A 22,713-nucleotide genomic window follows, 5' to 3' on the forward strand; every position below is an offset into this window, starting at 1 on the left:
TTTATCATTTTTTAGTAGTATAGTATTGTATGATAGGAAAAAAAGGAGGAATTAGTATGATAAATGGTTTAGATACATTGTTTATCTCAAAAGAAAATTATGACTTGTTTTTAAAAACAGTGGAAGAAAAACTTAGTGATGAAAGTAAACTAGCGATTGTATTAGATGAATTAAAGGAAAAAATAGAAAATGGAATCAAAGATCTTGATATTAAAGAGAACGACAAATGGAATATATTGACAGTTGTGTTATCTAGTCAATATTTTTCTCCACAAAAAGTTTTTATATGTGATGTTCATTTAATTAAACAACCAGATGGACATATTAAAATTAAATATTAACGATAAAAATTCGAGTAGCCCCCTACCAATATGTGTAGGGTTTTTTGTTATAATAGAAATAAATGATAGAAAGTGTGATAAGGTTGACATCGATAGAGAGAATCAATGAATTTAGAAAAGCACGTGGGTGGAATCATGCAAGCAAGGAAAAGGATTTAGCTATTTCTATTTCTTTAGAAGCTAATGAGTTACTAGAATTATTTCAATGGTTAGATAATTCAGAAGCAGTGAAACAAACAGAGCGTCTCGAAGAAGAATTAGCAGACGTATTAATTTATTCTTATACTTTAGCAGATAAACTAGGGTTTAACATAGATGATATCATTGAGAAAAAACTGATAAAGAATGCTCAAAAATATCCTGTTAACAGATGATATAACAGTATGTCTTTTTTTGTGTTTAAGTTATAATATAAGAGTAAATAAAGGTATTGGAGGAGAAGAAATGTTTGAACAAAAAAAAGTATACAAAAGTTTGGAAAATAGGCAGTTTACTCCGCAAAGTTTACTAGCAGAATTATCAGATTTAAAACAGTTTGAATTTGAAAATATTTCTTATACAGGTATTAGTTTAAATATAGAAATGTTAATTACACAATATATACGTGATGATAAATTTCGATTAATTGAAGCTAAAGGAGGATTGGCTAAAAAAAGTTATGATATGTGGTATCATGATTTATCATTGGCTATAGAAATCTTTAATCATTTTGCTGAATATACAAAATTAAACTTTGATATTTATGTGAAAGAAGCACATAAATTTGAAAAGGAGACAGGTTTTTCTAATACCTCTAAAGAATATAAAGAATATTTTGAACAAGGAAATTCAATGTATTTTCACGACATGCTACACATCGTATTTGATTTATCTAGAAAAATTGATTTGAGTATCGAAGATTTTAAAGAAGCACTAATAGCTGATGGTGAAGATATCACTCAGTATAAGTTACCTAAAAAAAATGTATTTGAAGGTAAAGACACCATATAAACATAAAATTTATGAGTCGGTTTTTTCATTCAATAATCAAAAAAGGTTAATAGCAGTGCTTTGTAGGTAAGTTCGCGTGTCTTTTATTTTTATTTGCTATTAATTAAATGAAAAACTGTAAAAATTAAGGATTATCGTTTTATAGAGCAAGAGATTTATTCAAGATTACGACAAGGTATGTCTAAAAGTGATAGTATCTTTTTTCTTTCAATTAATTAACAAGCTAAAAAAGATTTTGATCAAAAAGTTAAACATTAACGGTCTGATTATCCATAAAGTACTGGAAAAAATCAGCCATGGGGAAAGGATCGTCATGGCATTGACTTAAAAATTATTCACTTTGTCATAGAATCTAAAATAGTTTGATTATTGATAATAAGTTATTAGAGAGTTACTCTAGTTTTGAAACTAATATTTATCCTTAGAAAGATCGTCCTTCTAAGGAATTTTTGTGATTGACAAAAATTATTGTAGATGCTAGATTTACGTTATACAGATATTGTCTTGGAATAGTAGAGGGTGAGTTTTATTTTAGAGAGGAGTCGGGTGGTGGAAAGACTCTATCAAGCCCCCTTGAACCTACCAAGAAGCATCGTTTAGTTAACGTTATCAACTAATGAAGTTGTAAAGTATGATTCTACTTTAAAGCAAGGTGGCACCGCCTATTTTGGTCCTTGCAAAGTAGAGTCTTTTTTTATACATAAAAATAGACAGGAGAAGAGATTAAATGGCTAAAAAACAAGGCTTTGTCAAACAAATTACAAGTAGAGAGGATGATTTTGCAAAATGGTATACAGATGTTTGCCTTAAGTCGGAACTGTGTGATTACTCTAGCGTAAAAGGATCAATGGTTATCCGACCAACAGGAACCGCAATTTGGGAAAAAATCCGTGATGTAGTGGATGCCAGGTTAAAGGAAACAGGGCATCAAAATGTGATGATGCCACTACTTGTCCCAGAACATTTATTATTAAAAGAAGCGGAGCATGTTGAGGGATTTGCTCCAGAAGTTGCTTGGGTAACAATGGGCGGTGAAACAAAGTTAAGTGAACGCTTAGCGATTCGTCCAACGTCAGAAGTGTTGTTTTGTGAGCATTTTAAAACAGTGATTCATTCTCATCGTGATTTACCAGTCTTGTATAATCAATGGGCGAATGTCATGCGTTGGGAAAAAAATACTCGCCCGTTTTTACGCACAACAGAATTTTTTTGGCAAGAGGGTCATACTTGTCATGTGAGTCATGAAGAAGCAGAGAAAGAAGCGTTAATGATTCTTGATATGTATGTGGATGTTTGTGAAAATATTCTAGCTATCCCCGTAGTAACAGGTGTTAAATCAGAAAGTGAAAAATTTGCTGGAGCAGAAAAAACCTATACAAATGAAACGTTGATGTATGATGGAAAAGCATTGCAAATTAATACCTCTCATCATTTAGGAGATCATTTTGGTAAAGCATTTGACATCACTTACACAGATAAGGAAGGAAAAGAGCAGTTTGTTTATACAACGTCATGGGGGCTAACAACACGTACTATTGGTGGAATGATTATGGTTCATAGTGACGATCGTGGGTTAGTTTTACCTCCAAGAATTGCTCCAATACAGGTTATCATCATCCCTATCGCCCAACATAAAGAAGGTGTCTTAGATAAAGCAGATGAATTAAAAGGTATGTTATCAGATGTGGCAACGATTAAAGTAGACGATAGCGACAAGCAACCTGGCTGGAAATTTAGTGAAGCTGAAATGAAAGGCTATCCTATTCGTATTGAAATGGGACCTAAAGATATTGAAAATAATCAAGTTATTGTCGTTCGACGAGATACCCTAGAAAAAATAACCGTACCGTTTGATGACACATTGCCAACCGTTATCTCTGAATTATTAGAAGCCATTCACCATGACATGTTAGCTAAAGCACGAAAACGTCAAGAAGAAAAAACGCGTATTGCCACAACAAAAGAAGAGTTTAATCGATTAATCGAAGAAGGCGGATTTGTATTAGCACCATGGTCAGGTGATGAAGCTGTGGAAGAGTTAATCAAAGAACAAACAGGTGCTACGTCTCGTTGCTGGAGTTTTGATCATCAACAAGATGATTTAACAGGATTGAAAGATTTATGGAACGGTAAGCCCGCTAAGTACATGATGCATTGGGCAAAAGCTTATTAATAATAACAAAAAGACAGTCACCTAAACAGGTGCTGTCTTTTTAAAATGTGTGGTTAATTGCTTCTATAAATTCAAATTTTCCGTTATCAAAGGCAAATTTTAAAATACAACAATTTGAAAACGAGATGGATGTTACTTTTTCGTACTCTAACCATGCTTGAATAAACAAATACATCGCACCACCATGGCTAACAGCCAACACAGTATCTTGAGGATCATTTGTCATAACATCTGTTAGAGTGTCTACCATTCGTTGTTGGACGTCTTTAGACGACTCGCCACCATAGGCTACAAATGAATCTCCAAACGAGGTGTCACCTTTTTTTCGTTTAGGGTTGAGTCGTTCACTTTCGCCTTCAAATAAACCAAAATTCCATTCTTTTATTCCTTTTAATCGTGTGTATTCAGTGTGTCCGGCGATGATTTCTAGCGTGTCGCATGCTCGTTCTTGAGTAGAAGAATAAAATGAATCGATGTTGATATTGTTGTCATCAAAATACTTTTTAGCGATAGTTGCCTGTCTAATCCCTTCATCGGTTAATGGTGAATCACAAGCTCCTTGCACCTTGCCAAGTTGGTTAAACAGTGTTTGACCGTGCCTCATTAAATAAAGTGTCTTTGCCAATTAACATCAGTCCTTTCTTTAATAGGTAATTAGTCAAATAAAAAAGGTGTCGCTTGTACGTTTATTTCTTCCTTAGTAAAAGGATGAATGAGATGGAGAGATTTAGCATGTAATTGAAGTCTCTTTGCATGCGACGTTGGATTGTATAGTGGGTCACCGATAATTGGATGATGAATACTTTCCAAATGAACACGTATTTGATGTGTGCGACCAGTATCTAATTGACATTCTATTCGCGTTTTGTTATTTAATCGCTCTACGACTGTTACATGTGTAGTGGCTTTATCTCCTTTTTTGGAATCAATGACTCGTTTCCTACGATCGTGGCGATGCCTTCCGATAGGTTGATTGATTGTAAAGTGTGTCTTTTTTATTAAACCACTTACCTCTGCTTCATAATACCTATTTATTTCTTTTTGTTCAAGTAATCTACCTAAAACTGGTAATATAACAGGATTTTTTGCAAATACAATCGCTCCACTGGTTTCCTTATCTAATCGATGGACAACATATGGGAGTTGATTTTTAGGCTTTAAGTAAGCAGTAAGGTCATTTAATAATGTATCGGTTTCTTTTGGTTGGTTTGGATGTGTTTTTTGTCCGTGAGGTTTATTCACAATAATTAGATGGTCATCTTCCCATAGCACATTAATAGCCTTGGCATTACCAGAAATAATATGAGGAATAGTGTAATCATCTTCTTCAAAGATTAAAGTAATCCTATCTCCAGGCTCGACAGTTTCGTGAAACATGACGGGAGCATTATTTTTTAACACATTTTTACGCGTTCTAAGGAAATGTCTTACTTTTCTAGGAATAAGCCACTCTGTTTCTAATAGTTCTCGAACAGTTGTTTGAGTTGTTGAGGGAGGTAGAACAATAGAAAATTGCATATATAGACTCCTTTTTCTAATTTAAAGGTTTTTTAAAAAATAACATGTAGTAATTTAATTTTTAAATGGTATATTAAAGTAACTTATGAAGATAAGTCTTTAGACGTATTAGTTATTTCTGATAATATGATACACTAAATTTATAAAATTTAATAGAAAGGACATTATCATGGAGTATATTAAGAAGTATTTTGAAGTGATAAAATCCTGGTTAATAAGGTTTGGTACGTGGCTGCAGCCTCATTGGCAAACGTTTCGTGTCCATCAAAAAAGAATATGGAAAAAATATCATATTAATAAAATTATTGTGTTAGTGACATTAACCGTTATTTTAGTCACAAGTCTTTATTTATTTTACCTAGCTAAAAGTATGAATGTGTCAGGATTAAAAGCTGGTTTGGAACAATCAACGACGATTTATGATAAAGATGGAGATGAGGCAGGTAAGCTTCGAAAAAATGGTGGAACATTTGTAACGCTAGATAATATTTCCCCTCATGTAGTAGACGCACTTATCTCAACAGAAGATCGTCGTTTTTATAAACATAAGGGATATGATGTAAAAGGGATTATGAGAGCGGCTGTTAGAAAAATTATCAGACGAAATAATAGTGGCGGTGGCGGTAGTACCATTACACAACAGCTAGCTAAAAATGCCTTTTTAGACCAACAGCAAAATTTTACTCGTAAAGCAAAAGAACTTTTTCTAGCAATCGAACTTGAAAAAGAGTACTCAAAAGATGAAATATTGGAAATGTACTTGAATAAATCTTACTTTGGTAGTGGGGTTTGGGGAATTCAAGACGCGTCAAAAAAATATTTTGGTAAAGATGCTAAAGATTTGACTGTTGATGAAGCAGCTGTATTAGTCGGCGCCTTGAAAGGTCCTAGTTTATATAACCCGATTGATCATATGGACTATGCTGTAAACAGACGTAATACAGTCTTATCTGTGATGGTGGATAACGGAAAATTAGATAAAGCAACCGCAGATAGGCTGATGAAAGAACCGATATATTTAACAGATACATATGTCCCGGATAAAGATACCTATAAATATCCTTATTATTTTGACGCGGTCATTTCTGAAGCGGTTGATAAAACGAAATTGACTGACGCTGACATTTCAAGTGGTGGTTACAAAATATACACAGCACTAGATCAAGTGTATCAACAGGGAATGGATCAAACCTTTGCTAATGATAGTTTATTTCCACCAGCAGCATCAGATGGTGAAATTGTAGAAGGGACATCTGTTGCGATTAATCCTAGTTCTGGTGGTGTGATGGGGATTGTCGGGGGACGTGGTGAGTATACTTATCGGGGCTGGAATCGTGCGACTAACTCTTATTTATCACCAGGATCAACAATGAAGCCTTTATCTGTTTATACATCGGCATTAGAAGCAGGGTATAAACCAGATGATATGTTAAAAGATGAAGAATTACCTTATTATGATGTACATAATTTTTCGCATACATATAGTGGTGAGACATCTATGACGAATGCCTTGATTCATAGTTTAAATGCTCCTGCTGTTTGGTTAATGCATGAAATTGGCATTGATAGAGGGTATAAAAAAGTGGAACAATTTGGTGTTAAACTAGATGAAAAAGATAAATATTACGGTTTAGCGTTAGGTGGACTAACCAAAGGAGCTAGACCAATTGATATGGCAAGTGCATACACCGTATTTGCTAATGAGGGAGTTAGAAACGAAACACATTTTATTACCAAGATTGAGGATTCACATGGTGTGATTATTTATGAAAATCAAAAGCCGAAATCTACACGCGTGACAACGCCTGAAGTAGCTGAAGAGATGACTAGCATGCTTCAAGGGGTTTATAGTACGGGAACAGGTGCTGCAGCTCAGCCGTATGGTTATCAAATAGCCGGTAAAACAGGAACGACTGAGAATATTAATGCAGATGGTATGTCGAAAGATCAATGGATGATTGGTTATACTCCTGACGTGGTAGTCGCAACATGGATTGGTTTTGATAAAAGTGGGCCGGATCATTATTTGCCAGGTAATGACAGTAGTTATATTTCTAATATTTTCAGAACAGAGATGCAAAGTATATTAGGAGCTTCTCCAAACACACCATTTCCAGTGAAAGATGTGACACAGTCAACGGATTATATCGATAATCAAGAAAATGATACAAGGACTGATGGTAAATTAGATGGAATTGGTGACAAACTAAACGATGTTGGTGGAAAAATTAAACAAGGTGCAGACACTGTAGGAGACGGCATCAAAAAAGGATTAGACAAAGTGGGTGAAGTTTGGCAAGGTATCTGGGGTAAGGTAACTCAATAAGATTAGGCTTTTTCTTTGAAACATGTTACAATATTAGGAGAATAAATTTCTATTTAAAGGAGCTTATATATGTCAAGTAATATTTATGATAGTGCTAACCAAATTGAACGTGAAATTCGCCAAATGGATGAATTTTTAGCATTGAGTGATGCTTTTGACGCAGTGAAAGAAAATGAAGAAGCTTTTGAATTATTCAAAGCTTTCCAAGAATTGCAAATGACATTACAACAAAAACAAATGCAAGGTGAAGAATTTTCGGATGAAGATGCTAAACAAGCACAAGAAATGGCTGAAAAAGTTCAAGGTGAAGCATTAATTCAAGATTTAATGCAAAAAGAACAAGCATTTAGCATGATTGTTAATGACTTAAACCGCATCATTATGCAACCAGTTCAAGATTTATATACGTTAGATTAATCGACACAATAATGGGTGGTTAAGCAAAGAGCTTAACCACCTATATTTTTTATAGAACTTATTCTGATTAATCATTATGAATAGCTAAAGGGAGTGTGACACATGAAATTTATTCATATGGCAGATTTGCATATCGATCAACCTTTTTCTGGTATTACAACAGAAGATGTAACATTTCAAAAAGAGATACAACAAATAAATTATAAAGTGTTTGAGACCATTATAGAAAATTGTATTAAGGAGTCAGTTGATTTCTTATTGATAGTTGGAGATACGTTCCATCAAGCAACATCGTCTATTTATACACAAAAATTTGTAATGGATCAATTTAGGCGTCTAGAAGAAGAACAAATCAAAGTAGTGATGTCTTTTGGAAATCATGATTATTATACGAAAAGTCGTTACTGGTTTGAATGGCCACAAAACGTCATATTATTTGATACTGAAGAAGTTACGACAAAGGTTCTACAAATGACAAATGGACAAAGTGTTTCTATTAGTGGTTTTTCTTATGAACATCAGTGGATTAAAGGCAATAAAGCGTTAGATTATCCAAGTAGAAGTATGGAAACAGATTATCACATTGGATTTTATCATGGTGAGATAGCACAAGAAGGAAAATATGCTCCGTTTCTTTTATCTGATTTAAAACCAACATATGATTATTGGGCATTAGGGCATATTCATAAGACAGAGGTGTTAACAGATAAACCACTAACTATTTATCCAGGAACTCCTCAAGGACATACTCGAAAAGAGAGACAGACTAAGGGAGTTGGTCTGGTTGAAGTCAATGGCTCTAGTGTATCGCAAAAATTTATCGATGTAAGTAAAGCAGCATGGGTGCAACAAGATATCTCATTAAAAGAAATAACACGATCAGATCAACTAACAAAAATTGAAAAAGAAATCATGGCAGCAAAATATACAAAAGAGGTAACCTTACTAGTAGTAAAATTGAGTCCATCTTCTGAAGAAGGACTAAGTGAGCTACTTTTAAATAAAGAAGAAATATTAGGTTATCTTCAACGTCAATTATTAAGAAAAACTTCTTATTATATTTGGTTAGTCGATATAATGATTGAGCCAATCGAGATAGATCAACTTATTATGGGATTTGATTCAAGTTTAGTCGATGATTTAGCACAACATTTCTTGAAGCGTAATGAATTTAATGATGTTGCGAAGGATATTGTGCAACAACCAGTAATTGGAACGAATATTGTATTTGATGAAGAAGATATGGAACGTATTGTAGAAGAAAGTAGCCAATTAGTGAAGGACAAAATGATTTTTAAAAATGGAGTAGGCCAATGAAAATAAGACGATTATACATTAATGGATTTGGAAAATTTAATAATCAAGTATTTAACTTAAAAGAAGATAATCAACTCATTTTTGGTGATAATGAATCAGGAAAATCCACATTATATCATTTTATACGGACTATTTTATTTGGTTTTCCTAAAAAACGTGATATGACACGTGATTTTACACCAGTAGCTGGAGCGACATATGGTGGGCATTTAATTATCGATCACCCAGTTCATGGTGAAATTTACGTTGAGCGATTTAAAGAAAAAAATAAAGGGCAGGCATATGTGCGTTTAGAAGATGGTCAAGTAGGAGACGAGAGACTTCTAACAACTATTTTATCACCTTTAACACGTGAAATTTTTGATGAGGTGTTTAGCTTTCAGCAAGAACAGTTGGTTGATTTAAATGATTTAAATGAAGTTAGATTGCAACGTTTACTGTTGACAGTTGGTTTAACAGGAAGTGAACGACTAACTGCCATATCAAATGATTTTCTAAAAGATAGACAACAAATATATAAACCTTCTGGACGAATTCCGTTATTAAATCAACAATTAAAAGAATTCAACCGTTTGGAACAGAGTATTCGTTTAGTTGAAGAACAAGAACAAACTTACCAAAATAAATGGGATCGACGAATAGAATTAGAAGAGTTGTTGGAAAAAGAACGTAAGGAGTTGGAAGATAGCTATTCTTTAGAAAAGACATTACTAGATCAGCAAAAATATTTTCCTCTATACACCGAATGGCAAACATTGAACAGGGAGACCGGTGGAAAGAAAGAAAAAGACGCTGCCCCACAAACAACCATTAAGAGTGTGTCAGACGCATTACAGGAATATCGTTTCTTAACAAAAAAAGAGACTGAACTATTAGAAAATCAAAGTGAAATCATTAAAGACATTACCCCAGCTGTTCAATTTTATCTTGAGAATCAAGAATTATTTGAACAATTATTAGATGATCAATTGAGTGTTCAATCAATCAGTGAGCGACAAGAGGTTATGCAACAGCAACTCGATGCCTATATATCAAATAAAAAAGAATTATATGAAAAATATCGTTTATCAGATGCATTACTTGATGTGGTAATTGAAGAACAGGAAGAAATATCATTAAAAGAATTGGCAGAAGTTGAGGAAGAATTATTACGGAAACAAGTGATATTATCCAATGAACAAAGCCGATTATCCATTCGTCAGCGAAAACTAGATCATGAATTATCTGAATCAGAAAATCAATTAGATACTTCATCTGCATCGATTAATGAGGAACATCTAGATAATAGCCCATTTCTTGATTCATTTACGATAAAAATGTTTTCAGGGCTCTCAATAGCGATTGCTATTATGATGCTACTACTGGCAATTGTGTTAGGTGTATCATGGCTATATGTGATTGTCGTTATTTTTGCGGGGTTAGGTATTTATGGTTTTATGAATACATCTAGGGTACCAAAGTCGTCATCTGTGACCCCAGAAGAAGCCAAAACATTATATAAACAACAATTAGGCGAGGCGGATCAACTAGCTGGCGAGTTATATGAATTGGAAAAAGAACTAGCTAATTTTGAAGAACAGGATGCGTTAGTAAAAAAACAAAAAGAACAATGGGCGACAGCATATGGCTTCTCTACAGATGAGACGGTTTCAATGTGGTTAACTACATTACCTGTTTTTAGTCAATTACGTGACATTCAAAAAAATGAACAAGAGATGCAACAACAGCTTGAAACGATTGATAAAGCAATTGATTCTTATAAACAATCACTTTCTTTTGCTAAAGAGTGGATTCCTTTAGAAGATAAAAATATTCGTGATGGCTTTAAAGAAGTCAAACAATTTGTTGAGGCACAAAAAGAAGCAATTAATCGTCTGGAAGGTAGTGAAACAAGCAATATTCAAAGTGAACTAGCCTCTATTCGACATCAAAAAGCGGCTAGTCAACAATTGGTTAATCAATTAATTGATCAACATGAGGCTACGCCAATTGATATAGCTAAAGAATGGTTAAATCATCAAGAACAGCTAAATCAAAATGCTAAACGTTTAAGCGAATTAGAACGTCAGTTAGAGCACGTGTTCGATTTATCTAAAGAATACAAATTACTTTCAATTAACCGCGAAGTAATGAAGGTAAAAGAAATTCAGGATGAACTGAAAGATAAACAACGAATGTATCAAACAGAATGGCAACAAATTGATTATGATATGAAGCAAATGGAAAAAAATGGCTCATTAGATGATTTGAGACAAGAAAGAGCCACTCAATTAGCAAAAATTGAAGAAATGACAGAGCAATGGTTAACGTTACGATTTTCTGAAGAGTTGATTCAACGGCTATTTCAATACTTATCAGATCAACAATTACCAACATTACTTGGTACAGTCACAGGTTATTTCAATCTATTAACTAATAAAAAATATCATAAGGTATTAATAGAAGATGGTAGATTATGGGTCGTTGATACCACGCAACAGTCTTGGACAATTGATCAACTATCTACTGGGACAAAAGATCAATTATATATGGCTTTTCGTCTAGCTTTTATTCATTTACATAGTGAGGATTACGGTTCACCAATTGTTATAGATGATGGCTGGCTCCATTTTGATGATTCGCGTAAGGCAACTTTGTTTAATTTATTAGATATGTTAGGAAAAGATAATCAAGTTATTTGTTTAACATCTGATAAAGCAATGAGAGAATATTTTAAAATGAAAGATCAATCTGTTTTGGTTATCGGAGAGGAAGAAACAGCATGAAAAAATTAAGGGAACTTTCTGTAGATGAAACATTTGAAGCATTTGTCTTATTAAAAACAGCGGATGTTCGAGTAGCGAGAAATGGAAAAAAATTCATTGCGTTTACATTCCAAGATAATTCAGGCACGATAGATGGTAAGTACTGGGGAGCATCAGAAGAAGATATTGAGCTATTTACAACTGGTAAAGTTGTGTTCTTAAATGGTAAACGTGAGCTGTATCAAAATATGCCTCAAATCAAAATTCTTCATATGCGTTTAGCTAAAAATGATGAACCGGTTGATCCGTCTTTATACATGGAAAAAGCACCTATTGATATTGATGAGATGAAACAGGAATTTAATGATTACTTACTAGATATTACTCAAGCAAAATGGCACCGTATTGTCCGTCATATTCTTAGTAAGTATCAAAAAGAATTTTTTGAATACCCAGCAGCAAAACGAAACCATCATGCGTTTGCAGGAGGGTTGGCTTTCCATACTTTAACCATGTTACGCTTAGCAAAATCTGTCTCACAAGAATACACAGAACTAAATCTGTCTTTGTTATATGCAGGTGTTATGTTGCATGACTTGGGGAAAGTACATGAACTATCAGGTCCTGTCGCAACAGAGTATACCTTAGCAGGAAATTTATTAGGACATATTGTGATGATTGATGAAGAAATAACAAAGGCTTGTATAGAATTAAATATTTCAGAACTAGATGAGGAAGTACTAGTTCTTAAGCATGTTGTATTAGCACACCATGGTTTGTTGGAATATGGATCACCTGTTAGGCCTAAAATTATGGAAGCAGAAATATTGCATCATTTAGATAATTTAGACGCATCAATGCAAATGATGTTAGGATCATTAAAACAAGTAAATCCTGGGGAGTATACAGAACGTATTTTTGGATTGGACAATCGAAATTTTTATTTACCAAATATTTAAAAAGCATTGAACATAAGAAACATTCTTGTGTTCAATGCTTTTTACTATATTAATAATAATTGTTTTGTGCTAATTCAAAAGCATCACGCATATCCTTTGGTGCTTTTTTTCCATTCACTTTTTTTACGAGTTCACCTTGTAAAATAAGACGGTGTTCACCAGATGTATCACAAGTGACTAAAGTAACCTGACGTTTTTCAGGAACATCTTCAATAACATCTACTCTTGTTGGTTCTACATATTCTTTCATGGTAACTTTATATTCATAGATATACTCTAAATCTGTGAGATAAATAGAAGATCCAAGTTCCACTCGGACTAAAGGAGCAAATAACAAAGTAGGATCATACATATAATGACTAGCTAAAGCATAGTTTCCAAACCCCATTTTCTGATCGGGTTTCATCGTTCCAGCTCCAACAGAAATAACGTAATTAGAAACCCCTTTTAGAATCGGTAAATTTAAATCCACACTGGGTATAGCAATACCACCCACAACATCTCCGACATCACGGCCACGTGATTTAGTGACAGTATTGAAATCTAGCGATTCTACTTGATCAAAATCAAAAGTTGCTTCTTTTTGTTCATTTTTAACAACATCATCTCGAGTTATTTTATTGACTTGATATTGTGCCGTATTTTCTTTTACAAGATAATTTTTAATCTGGTTATTAAAAATTAATGCAATCCCTACTAAAAAGAGAATAATCATGATTAGATTAAAAAAGAAATGTTTAAATCGTTGCCCAATCGATTTTTTTTTGGTTTGATGTTTTGTTGAACGTTTTTTTTGTGATGAATCATTTTTGTTAGAGATGATATTAGCCCCCTTTTTCATGTAATTCTATCAACTATCATACCATAATAATTTTAAAAATAAAGAAAGTAGGGTGATAAAACAACATTACGTTATTATGCCGTTTTTTTAAATATCTCACTAGATTTGTAATACAAACGTAATTAAACTGCTAGGGTTTATGTGTTCATTTTGTTAAGGAAAAATGGTATAGTTGTATTAATGGAAATTACTAGTAGAAGAAAGATAGGTGAAGGTGTTGCGACGAAATATATATGTTCATTTAGATGGTATTAGTAACTCGGTTTTAACAAAGGGACTTAGCCATCAAGACTTTGATCGTTATACTATTCATCGTCCCAAAAACTTACTATTGCTAGATGCTAGTGAGCTAGAGGGGGAGTATGAAGCGCATACTGGATTTAGGGTAATACGCGGCCAGGAAAATGTTGATCGATATTTAAGCAATTTAAATTATAATAAAAGGCGAGAAATTAAATGGTTAGATTTTGAAGAATATGATACATTAAAACGTTTGACAGCAAATGAAATTGCTGAAATATTGTATTTATCCCATATGAAGATGCAATTGCGTTCGCCTTTTTTTTATAAATTACAAAATAATTATGCTTTTTTTGAGACAGAACAAGAAGTGATGAAAGTATATTATCGAAATATAGACGAATTTTATCAGTCTTTATCTCAAAAAATTACTGATAAAGTTTTATACCAATTAAATGCTAATCGCTCTCTATTCTCAAAACGCTATACTAATATAACGCCTTTACCATACGATATAGTAAAAGAGTTAAAAAGTATTATGCAAGAAGGGACTGTATTTGAGTTTTCACAAGTTGGTCTAGATAATGGGGAGTATAAAATACCCGTACATGTTGTTGAAGATAATCTTAGAAAAATTGAGAGTAATCAATTATTTTTGGAAGAAAAAGTAGGTGTTTTAATCTATCAACATCAAAAGATGTCATGGTATTTTAAGACGGTAGATAACCCGATATTGTTTTAGTGCAGTGCTTCTTTTATTTATATAGATAAAAAATAAGGAATAGAATTTTGCTGAAAACTGGAGTATAATTAAGTCCTAGTAAATTTAGGAGGACAACCATGAAGATTTTTTTAGTATATGGTGGTAAAAGTGCTGAACATGATGTATCAATTCTATCGGCCTTTTCAATTTTACAAGCAATTTATTATAACTATTATTCAGTTCAATTAGTTTATATTACGAAAGATGGTAATTGGCTAAAGGGACCTGTGTATCATGAGGCACCTTTAAATAAAGAATCTCTACACTTAACGATTGCCAATGCTCAACCTATTTTACCAAGTGATTTAAAAGAAGGAAATGCGGTTATTTTTCCAGTATTACATGGTCCTAATGGAGAAGATGGTACGATTCAAGGATTATTTGAAGTATTAAATATGCCGTATGTTGGTGCGGGAGTTTTGGCTAGTGCATGTGCTATGGATAAAATCATTGGTAAACAGTTATTCCAGCAAGTCGGTATTCCTCAATTACCATATGTTGCAGTAACTAAAACGGGCTATAAAGATCACCAAGAAGACATTTTGTTAGAGTGTGAAGGTAGTTTGATTTACCCAATGTTTGTTAAACCAGCTAACATGGGTTCAAGTGTCGGTATTAATAAAGCTGAATCTCGTGAAGAATTAGTTCAGGCAATAGATGAGGCATTCCGTTTTGATCGACGTGTCATTGTGGAGCAAGGAATTGAAGCACGCGAATTAGAAGTTGCCGTATTGGGTAATGATGAAATCAGAACAACTTTAGCTGGAGAGATTGTTAAAGATGTGGCATTTTATACATACGAATCAAAATATTTGGACAATAAAGTGGAATTACAAATTCCAGCAGATATTTCAGCTGAATTACAAGAAACATTACAATATTATGCTAAAAAAGCGTACCAAACACTAGATGGTAGTGGATTGAGTCGCTGTGACTTCTTTTTAACAGCTAATAATGAGGTATTCCTAAATGAAGTGAATACGATGCCAGGTTTTACACCATTTAGTATGTATCCGTTACTATGGAAAAATATGGGATTAAATTATGGTGACTTGCTAGAAGAATTGATTCAATTAGCTAAACTACGTTTTGAAAAAAAACAACAAATTGAAGTTGAGCAGTTGTAGAGTTGGACGCTTGTTCAGCTTTTTTTGTTGATAAGAGAAAGAAGGAGAGCTATGAACTTATTAATTAAAGAGATTGTCGCGGCGGTAGAAGGCATCAATTATGCTCAACATTTAGATGACCAAACGATTTCCTCTGTTGAGTTTGATACACGAAAAGTGCGAGAAAATAGCTTGTTTGTTCCACTAAAAGGAGCAAGAGATGGTCATGATTTTATTCCGCAAGCCATTGATAACGGAGCTTCTTTAGTTTTATCAGAAAAAGATTTATCTGAAGATATTGCGTATATTAAAGTCGAAGATACATTAATTGCCTTACAAAAATTATCTCGTTTTTATTTAGAAAAAAGTGCACCTAAAGTAATAGGAATTACAGGGAGTAACGGGAAAACAACAACAAAAGATATGACGGCAGCTGTGTTATCACAAGCATTTAAAACATATAAAACACAAGGTAATTATAATAATCATATTGGCTTGCCTTACACGATTTTATCCATGCCAGAAGATACAGAGATGTTAGTTTTAGAGATGGGGATGGATCATAAAGGTGAAATTGAAGTCTTGTCAAATCTTGCGACACCAGATATTGCAGCCATCACATTGATTGGGGAATCTCATATCGAATACTTAGGATCACGAGCTGGCATTGCTGAAGCTAAAATGGAAATCACTTCAGGTCTTAAAAAAGAAGGCATTTTAATTATCCCAAATGATGAGCCATTGTTAAAACGATTGATAGTGGATATCTCACAAGAGGTTGAAAGTTTTGGGATAGATACGCAAGCAACTTTATCAGCTTCCATACTTTCAGAAACGAAAGTTGATACACAGTTTGAAACTAATCTATTTGAAGGTGAAGTATTTTCAATTCCGGTTTTGGGTGGCTATAATGTCAAAAATGCTTTGATTGCTTTATTGATTGGAAATCATTTTGGCATACCTGTTTCAAAAATGAAAAATGGGCTAGAAACATTTGATTTAACTAAAAATAGAACAGAATGGTTGAAAACAAATGACGGCATTGATATCTTAAGTGATGTATACAATGCCAATCCAACTGCAATGAAATTAGTGTTAGACACATTTTCTGCGTTAGAATTAGAAGGCAAGAAATATATTGTGTTAGGTGACATGCTAGAATTAGGGGAACTATCTAGCCAGATGCATGAAAGTATCTCCGAGCATATTTCACCAAATCATATTGATCAAGTTTATTTGTATGGCGAGCAAATGAACGCTCTTTATAATCTGTTAAATGATAGAATGCCAAAAGGTTCTCTTCATTTTTACCATAAAACAGAAAAAAAAGAATTAATGAAACATTTATCAAGTCAACTGCAATCAAAAGATACGGTTTTTCTGAAAGCAAGCAATGGAATGGGATTAAATGAAGTTGTTGATTTTTTATTAAAAAACCATGAATAGGCAAGGTTTTATTGTTAATTATTTAAGAATGTGATAGTATTATACGAATGCCTATTTTCATTTTTTTTCATTATATAAAAAGAAAAGCAGTCGATTTAGCAACAAACTAGGAGGATATCATTTGAAATTTAGTGAATTACAGTTAGAAAAAAGTTTATTACAAGCTATCGAAAATATTGGGTTTGAGGAAGCAACACCTGTACAGAGTGCGACAATACCATTAGCGTTAGAAGGAAGAGATGTTATTGGTCAAGCTCAAACTGGTACTGGTAAAACAGCCGCTTTTGGGTTACCAATGTTAAATAAAATTGACTCTAATAGACCTGAGTTACAAGCATTAGTTATTGCACCAACACGTGAATTAGCTATTCAAACACAAGAAGAATTATACCGTTTAGGTAAAGAAAAAAAAGTTAAAGTTCAATCAGTTTATGGTGGGGCAGATATTGGTCGACAAATTCGTGCGTTAAAAAACAAACCACATATTGTTGTGGGAACTCCTGGCCGTTTATTAGACCATATTAATCGTCGTACGTTGAAACTAGATACAGTGGAAACTCTTGTATTAGATGAAGCTGATGAAATGTTAAATATGGGATTCTTAGATGATATCGAAGCCATCATCTCAAAAGTTCCAGCAGAACGCCAAACATTATTATTCTCAGCAACAATGCCAGATTCAATCAAACGTATTGGGGTTAAATTCATGCAAGACCCTGAACATGTTCGTATCAAAGCAAAAGAAATGACAGCTAACCTAATTGATCAATATTACGTTCGTTGTAAAGAATTTGAGAAATTTGATATTATGACTCGTTTGTTTGATGTACAATCACCTGAGTTGACAATTGTTTTTGGCCGTACAAAACGTCGCGTCGATGAATTGGCTCGTGGACTTGAAATGCGTGGTTATAAAGCAGAAGGTATCCATGGAGACTTACCACAGCACAAACGTATGAGTATTTTAAAAGCCTTTAAAAATGGCGAATTAGATATCTTAGTTGCAACAGACGTCGCAGCTCGTGGATTAGATATTTCTGGTGTGAGTCATGTTTACAACTATGATATTCCACAAGATCCAGAAAGTTATGTTCACCGTATCGGTCGTACAGGTCGTGCTGGCAAAGAAGGTATGTCAGTAACCTTTGTTACACCTAATGAAATGGGTTATTTACATGTTATTGAAGACTTAACGAAAAAACGTATGACACCACTTCGTCCACCTTCTAAAAAAGAAGCAGTAGAAGGACAAATTGGTGCAGCGATTACTGAAATTAAAGATTTATTAGCAGCTAATGGCTTAGAAAAATATCAATTAGCAGCAAGTGATTTATTAGAAGACTACACAGCAGAAGATTTAGTGGCGTTGTTAATTAAACAAATTTCTAAAGATGATGCAGCTGAAGTCCCTGTAAAAATCACACCAGAACGCCCATTACCAAACCGTCGTGGTAATAATAAAAATAGTGGCCGTGGTAAAGGTGGTAACTATAACCGTCGTAATAACAACAAAGGTGGCGGCCGTGGTGGCAAGGAACAATATAACAAGAAAAAACGTTATAACAATTCTGATGCACCTAAAAAAAATAATAACAACAAATCAAACAACAAACCTTCGCAGAAAAAAGATGGTGGCCGTGGATTTGTTATTCGTAACAACGATAAATAATAGTTATACCAATCTAATAAGATTAGATTGGTATTTTTTATTTGTAATAAAATGATTCTATTCGCTTTTTTGTTTTAATGTCGTTATAATAACATTATCGTCAAAAGGGAGTGCTAATATGATTATGGGAATTGGTATAGATGCTGTAGAGCTATATCGCATAGAAGATATTATAAAGAATAATCCTAAATTTATTTCCCGTGTGCTAACGTCTCGTGAGTTGGAAATTTTTGAAACGTTAAAAATAAAGAGACAAACAGAATTTCTAGGGGGTCGTTTTGCGTGTAAAGAAGCTTTCTCAAAAGCGTATGGGACAGGAATTGGAAAAGTAGGATTTCAAGATATTGAGGTGTTATCAGAAGAAAGTGGTCGACCAATAGTGTATCAGTCTATATTTGAAGGGCAGGTTCATGTGTCCATTACTCATACAGACAAAGTAGCCTTCGCTCAGATTATTTTAGAAAAATAAAATAAACGAAACAATTGTTGTCGTTTCGCTTATTTACTAATTGATAAATTTTGAGAATGATTAGGGTGGATGATGGATATTTTCCTTATATAGTTAGCTGAAATCATACGGATTTCATTCGATTTTTGTAATTTAATGACTAAGGCATTGCGATTAATCGCATGTTGGTAAATTCTGCCAACGAGTGTTTCATAACTAGCTTGTGATGGCTCTTGATATTGAAGAACCACCAGACTCTTTTGAAGTATGGCTTTACTAATTTGTTGCTGGATAAGAGCTAAATGCTTTTCCTTTTCTGACTCATCATCTAAAAAAGAAGAAATAAATCTCTGTGATGAACGGGAGATAAAACGAGTAAACTTTTTGACATGATTTTCTTTATTAGGCTTTGTAGACGGTTGCTTTTTTATCATCAGTCATTCTCCTTTTAAGTCTTTCTTTCTCTTATTATACGGAGCAGAGATAGGTTAGTCAAACAAATAATAGTAGTGAAAACAGTGGGATATTTGTGAAAAAAAGTGAAAAGGTGGTGATATAATGTTAAAAGAGTGGCTTCCATCAGATTTATATAAATTAAGTCGTTATCAAACTAAAGAGTGGTTACCATTTCAAAATAGTCATAAAAAAGCATTAAAAGCACTTTATAAAAATAGTCTTTCATTGCGAGATGATTATCTAGTAGTTGGATGGTATAAAGGAAATCAATTATTGGCTGTATGTGATGGTGAAATTAAGGATAATGTTTTTTGTGTAACAAATATTGTAAGTACGTCCTATTTATTTGGATTTAGTGAATGTATGATGTTGCTTGATGAGATTGCCAAGAGTCGTCTTTTATCAGAAGTGTATTTACCTGATTTTTCGGATGTTTCATTGGTCAAAAATAAATTGTTAGATTTAGGTTTTGTTAGAAAAAATCATCCCAAACCAGGGTATTATTATCACGTAAACTATCATACTGGAATTGTTTTAGGTGGTGGTGGTGCTAGAGGATCTTATCAAATAGGTGCATGGCGCGCGTTAAAAGAGTTAGGTGTTACCTATAGTATGATAAGTGGAACATCAGTAGGTGCATTAAATGGAGCGTTTATGGTACAAGGTAATTTAAATGACGCTGAAGATATGTGGCGTGATATTGCGACGAATAAAATATTAAACTTATCGCTTAATGATAAAGAAAATAAAACAAGAGAAAACTTGATTCAAGGTGTCAAAAACCTTACTTTATCCGCACTAAAAGAAAACGGCACTGATAGCACACCTTTGTACCATATGATTGAAACGATGATTGATGAAGACCAAATGTTTGATCCAGATAAAAAACCAATTGATTTTTATTTTGTGATAACTCTTGCACCAAAAATGGAAGAGATAGTGAAGTCATTAAAAGATGTACCAAAGGATGAATTAAGTAAATGGCTATTAGCTACATCGTCATTTTACCCTGCGATGAGGGCATGTGAAATCAATGGACAGTATTATGTAGATGGTGGTTATCGTAATAATATACCTAAAGATATCTTGCTTAATCATGGAGCAAAAGAATTAATTGTAATCGATGTGAAAGGACCGGGTGTTATTAAACCTGTAAAAATCCCTCGTGATATTTGCGAGATTACGATTAGTAGTAAATGGGGATTAGGCACGGTATTATTGTTTGATAAAGAACGAGCTATTTGGAATATGCAACTAGGCTATTTGGATACAATGAGAACTTTCCACCGATATGAGGGAAATTGGTATGCTCTAGAACCAAATAATTATAAAAAAGAAGCGGTGAAATTAACTAAACATTTTTTAATGTACCTTAAATCACAAGAAGCCATTAAACAGTTAGGTAAGAAAGTAACTCCTCGATGGATGGTTCAACATCATGTTCAACCAGAATTATTTAGCATTTATTTGTTAGAAGAGACTGCCCGTATATTATCGGTAGATCCTTCAAGAGTATATACTATAGATGAATTATCAGATGAAATTGTCACAGTATTTAATGAGAAAAATGATGACGTCAACGATCAAATGCTTTTATCACTTAGTGAATGGTTAGCAGATTATGTGAAACAAACTGTCCCACTGTCTGAAAAAACTGTTTTGACATATAATTATCATTTGATTGAAACAAAAGTAGAAATAATTGGTAGGCTATTTGATATTAGTTGGAAACCAGTCTTACAAGCGTTATTTATTCATTTTTTAAAGGAGAGAAAAATATGAGTCAAGAATTTTCTTATGAAATTTTGGAAGAAATTGCCGTATTATCTGAAAATAATAAAGGATGGACAAAAGAATTAAATCTTATTAGCTGGAATAATCGACCAGCAAAATTTGATTTACGTGATTGGGCGCCCAATCATGAAAAAATGGGAAAAGGCATAACGTTAACTAACGAAGAGTTTGCTGTATTAAAAGAAACTCTAACTAACATGTAGGGGTAAAATATGAAGAGTATGACAGGCTATGGGCATGGAGAATGTCAAAGAGAAGATTATCAGATAGTGGTTGAGATAAAATCAGTCAACCACCGTTTTTTAGATACACAAGTTCGTTTACCAAGAGAGTACAATCATCTTGAAATGGAGATGAAAAAAGTACTAAAAAATAAATTATCTAGAGGAAGAGTAGAATGCTTCATCACTTTAACAAAAGAAAGCTCATCTTCTAAGGAGTTAATGATTAATTGGCCTGTATTAGATAGATTAGTTCAGGATTTAGGTGATGCTGAATTTCATCGTTATAAAAAGCAACCATTTTCTGCTGAGCGATTTTTAGAAGGAGGAATATTACATCCTGCATTAATTGAGGTAGTAGAAAAAAATGATGCGACAAGTGATATTGAAGTAGATTTATTGGCAGTATTTAAGCAAGCGTTAGAAGCACTAAATGGAAGTAGACAAACTGAAGGAGAGGGAATTCAATCCTTTTTTTATGAATATGTCAACTTAATTAACCAAGAGATATCAATGATATCAAAAAAAACAGAGACCATAAAACAAGAACATTACGATAAACTGAAACAAAAAATGACTAGTTTGATGGAAGATATTCCTATTGATGAGTCTAGGTTGTTAAGTGAAGTGGCTATTTTAATTGATAAGGGAGATATATCTGAAGAGTTGGATAGATTAAGTGTACATGTGAATGCCATGATGCAATTACTTAAAAAGAATGGTCCCGTTGGTAAAGAACTAGATTTTTTAATTCAAGAGATGAATCGAGAAGTCAATACAATTGGATCAAAGTCAACTAATTTAGATGTTAAATCTAGTGTGATTCAATTGAAAACGTTGATTGAACAAATTAGAGAACAAGTTCAAAATATTGAATAATTGATAAAAATTATCATAGACACTTGCAAAAATATTCTCTAGGGTGCATTATAGAAGGTAAACTA

General features: G+C 33.3%; 21 protein-coding genes. 17 read left to right on the forward strand and 4 right to left on the reverse strand.

All coding sequences use genetic code 11. The annotated features are described in order from the left end of the window. Positions 1-56 precede the first annotated feature (56 nt). The 4 genes from MN187_RS00655 to proS all read left to right on the forward strand — a co-directional run bounded on the left by MN187_RS00655 (position 57) and on the right by proS (position 3,504). Positions 57-341: a hypothetical protein gene (locus MN187_RS00655; RefSeq protein WP_242093994.1), complete on the forward strand. Its 285-nt coding sequence runs from the start codon at positions 57-59 to the stop codon at positions 339-341. Positions 342-403: 62 nt separating this feature from the next. Continuing rightward, positions 404-715, forward strand: coding sequence for a nucleotide pyrophosphohydrolase (locus MN187_RS00660; RefSeq protein ID WP_117973513.1), 312 nt, complete (start codon positions 404-406; stop codon positions 713-715). Positions 716-785: 70 nt separating this feature from the next. Further along, positions 786-1,331, forward strand: a complete 546-nt coding sequence (locus MN187_RS00665; RefSeq protein ID WP_117973512.1) for a hypothetical protein — start codon at positions 786-788, stop codon at positions 1,329-1,331. A gap of 727 nt (positions 1,332-2,058) precedes the next feature. Further along, positions 2,059-3,504 carry a proline--tRNA ligase gene (gene proS / locus MN187_RS00670; RefSeq protein WP_117973511.1) on the forward strand — a complete coding sequence of 482 codons (1,446 nt, stop codon included), beginning with the start codon at positions 2,059-2,061 and terminating at the stop codon, positions 3,502-3,504. A gap of 40 nt (positions 3,505-3,544) precedes the next feature. On the opposite strand, the gene MN187_RS00675 is transcribed toward proS, so the two are convergent. Beyond that, positions 3,545-4,108, reverse strand: coding sequence for a histidine phosphatase family protein (locus MN187_RS00675; protein ID WP_117973536.1), 564 nt, complete (start codon positions 4,106-4,108; stop codon positions 3,545-3,547). A gap of 50 nt (positions 4,109-4,158) precedes the next feature. Continuing rightward, complete coding sequence (locus MN187_RS00680; RefSeq protein WP_117973510.1) at positions 4,159-5,022, reverse strand: RluA family pseudouridine synthase; 864 nt, start codon at positions 5,020-5,022, stop codon at positions 4,159-4,161. Between the two features lie 169 nt (positions 5,023-5,191). Between MN187_RS00680 and MN187_RS00685 the strand changes: the two genes are divergently transcribed. The 5 genes from MN187_RS00685 to MN187_RS00705 all read left to right on the forward strand — a co-directional run bounded on the left by MN187_RS00685 (position 5,192) and on the right by MN187_RS00705 (position 12,785). Continuing rightward, on the forward strand, positions 5,192-7,348 hold the full coding sequence (locus MN187_RS00685; protein WP_117973509.1) for a PBP1A family penicillin-binding protein: 2,157 nt from the start codon (positions 5,192-5,194) through the stop codon (positions 7,346-7,348). A 69-nt stretch (positions 7,349-7,417) separates the two neighbouring features. Next, positions 7,418-7,765 carry a YlbF/YmcA family competence regulator gene (locus MN187_RS00690; protein ID WP_117973508.1) on the forward strand — a complete coding sequence of 116 codons (348 nt, stop codon included), beginning with the start codon at positions 7,418-7,420 and terminating at the stop codon, positions 7,763-7,765. A 102-nt stretch (positions 7,766-7,867) separates the two neighbouring features. Then, a complete protein-coding gene (locus MN187_RS00695) occupies positions 7,868-9,082 on the forward strand; it encodes a metallophosphoesterase family protein (RefSeq protein WP_242093997.1) in 1,215 nt (404 codons plus the stop codon). Further along, entirely contained in the window at positions 9,079-11,847 is a 2,769-nt protein-coding gene (locus tag MN187_RS00700) for an AAA family ATPase (RefSeq protein ID WP_242093999.1), read from the forward strand. The genes MN187_RS00695 and MN187_RS00700 overlap by 4 nt, the downstream gene beginning before the upstream one ends. Continuing rightward, positions 11,844-12,785, forward strand: a complete 942-nt coding sequence (locus MN187_RS00705) for a 3'-5' exoribonuclease YhaM family protein (protein WP_242094001.1) — start codon at positions 11,844-11,846, stop codon at positions 12,783-12,785. The genes MN187_RS00700 and MN187_RS00705 overlap by 4 nt, the downstream gene beginning before the upstream one ends. Positions 12,786-12,834: 49 nt before the next feature. On the opposite strand, the gene MN187_RS00710 is transcribed toward MN187_RS00705, so the two are convergent. Next, the gene (locus tag MN187_RS00710) at positions 12,835-13,626 is read right to left on the reverse strand and encodes a class A sortase (protein ID WP_117973504.1); all 792 of its coding nucleotides are present in this window, start codon (positions 13,624-13,626) and stop codon (positions 12,835-12,837) included. 217 nt (positions 13,627-13,843) lie between these two features. Between MN187_RS00710 and MN187_RS00715 the strand changes: the two genes are divergently transcribed. The 5 genes from MN187_RS00715 to acpS all read left to right on the forward strand — a co-directional run bounded on the left by MN187_RS00715 (position 13,844) and on the right by acpS (position 19,319). After that, positions 13,844-14,608, forward strand: a complete 765-nt coding sequence (locus tag MN187_RS00715) for a hypothetical protein (protein WP_117973503.1) — start codon at positions 13,844-13,846, stop codon at positions 14,606-14,608. 98 nt (positions 14,609-14,706) lie between these two features. Continuing rightward, on the forward strand, positions 14,707-15,756 hold the full coding sequence (locus MN187_RS00720; RefSeq protein ID WP_241699576.1) for a D-alanine--D-alanine ligase: 1,050 nt from the start codon (positions 14,707-14,709) through the stop codon (positions 15,754-15,756). A 51-nt stretch (positions 15,757-15,807) separates the two neighbouring features. After that, complete coding sequence (locus MN187_RS00725) at positions 15,808-17,181, forward strand: UDP-N-acetylmuramoyl-tripeptide--D-alanyl-D-alanine ligase (protein ID WP_242094003.1); 1,374 nt, start codon at positions 15,808-15,810, stop codon at positions 17,179-17,181. 121 nt (positions 17,182-17,302) lie between these two features. Beyond that, positions 17,303-18,850 (forward strand): degradosome RNA helicase CshA, encoded by a 1,548-nt coding sequence (gene cshA, locus MN187_RS00730; RefSeq protein WP_117973500.1) that lies wholly within the window; start codon positions 17,303-17,305, stop codon positions 18,848-18,850. Positions 18,851-18,968: 118 nt separating this feature from the next. Then, the gene (acpS, locus tag MN187_RS00735) at positions 18,969-19,319 is read left to right on the forward strand and encodes a holo-ACP synthase (RefSeq protein WP_117973499.1); all 351 of its coding nucleotides are present in this window, start codon (positions 18,969-18,971) and stop codon (positions 19,317-19,319) included. A 29-nt stretch (positions 19,320-19,348) separates the two neighbouring features. On the opposite strand, the gene MN187_RS00740 is transcribed toward acpS, so the two are convergent. Beyond that, the gene (locus MN187_RS00740; RefSeq protein WP_071456038.1) at positions 19,349-19,732 is read right to left on the reverse strand and encodes a hypothetical protein; all 384 of its coding nucleotides are present in this window, start codon (positions 19,730-19,732) and stop codon (positions 19,349-19,351) included. Between the two features lie 124 nt (positions 19,733-19,856). Here MN187_RS00740 and MN187_RS00745 point away from each other — a divergent pair, with 124 nt between their 5' ends. From MN187_RS00745 to MN187_RS00755, 3 genes are read left to right on the forward strand one after another with little or no spacing between them, the layout of a single operon-like run. Beyond that, positions 19,857-21,536, forward strand: coding sequence for a patatin-like phospholipase family protein (locus MN187_RS00745; protein ID WP_242094005.1), 1,680 nt, complete (start codon positions 19,857-19,859; stop codon positions 21,534-21,536). After that, positions 21,533-21,751 (forward strand): YdbC family protein, encoded by a 219-nt coding sequence (locus tag MN187_RS00750; protein ID WP_071456040.1) that lies wholly within the window; start codon positions 21,533-21,535, stop codon positions 21,749-21,751. Before MN187_RS00745 ends, MN187_RS00750 begins: the two co-directional genes overlap by 4 nt. A 9-nt stretch (positions 21,752-21,760) precedes the next feature. Further along, complete coding sequence (locus MN187_RS00755) at positions 21,761-22,648, forward strand: YicC/YloC family endoribonuclease (protein WP_242094007.1); 888 nt, start codon at positions 21,761-21,763, stop codon at positions 22,646-22,648. The last annotated feature ends 65 nt before the right edge of the window (positions 22,649-22,713 follow it).

It is taken from the genome of Vagococcus sp. CY52-2 (assembly GCF_022655055.1).
Classification (GTDB): domain Bacteria; phylum Bacillota; class Bacilli; order Lactobacillales; family Vagococcaceae; genus Vagococcus.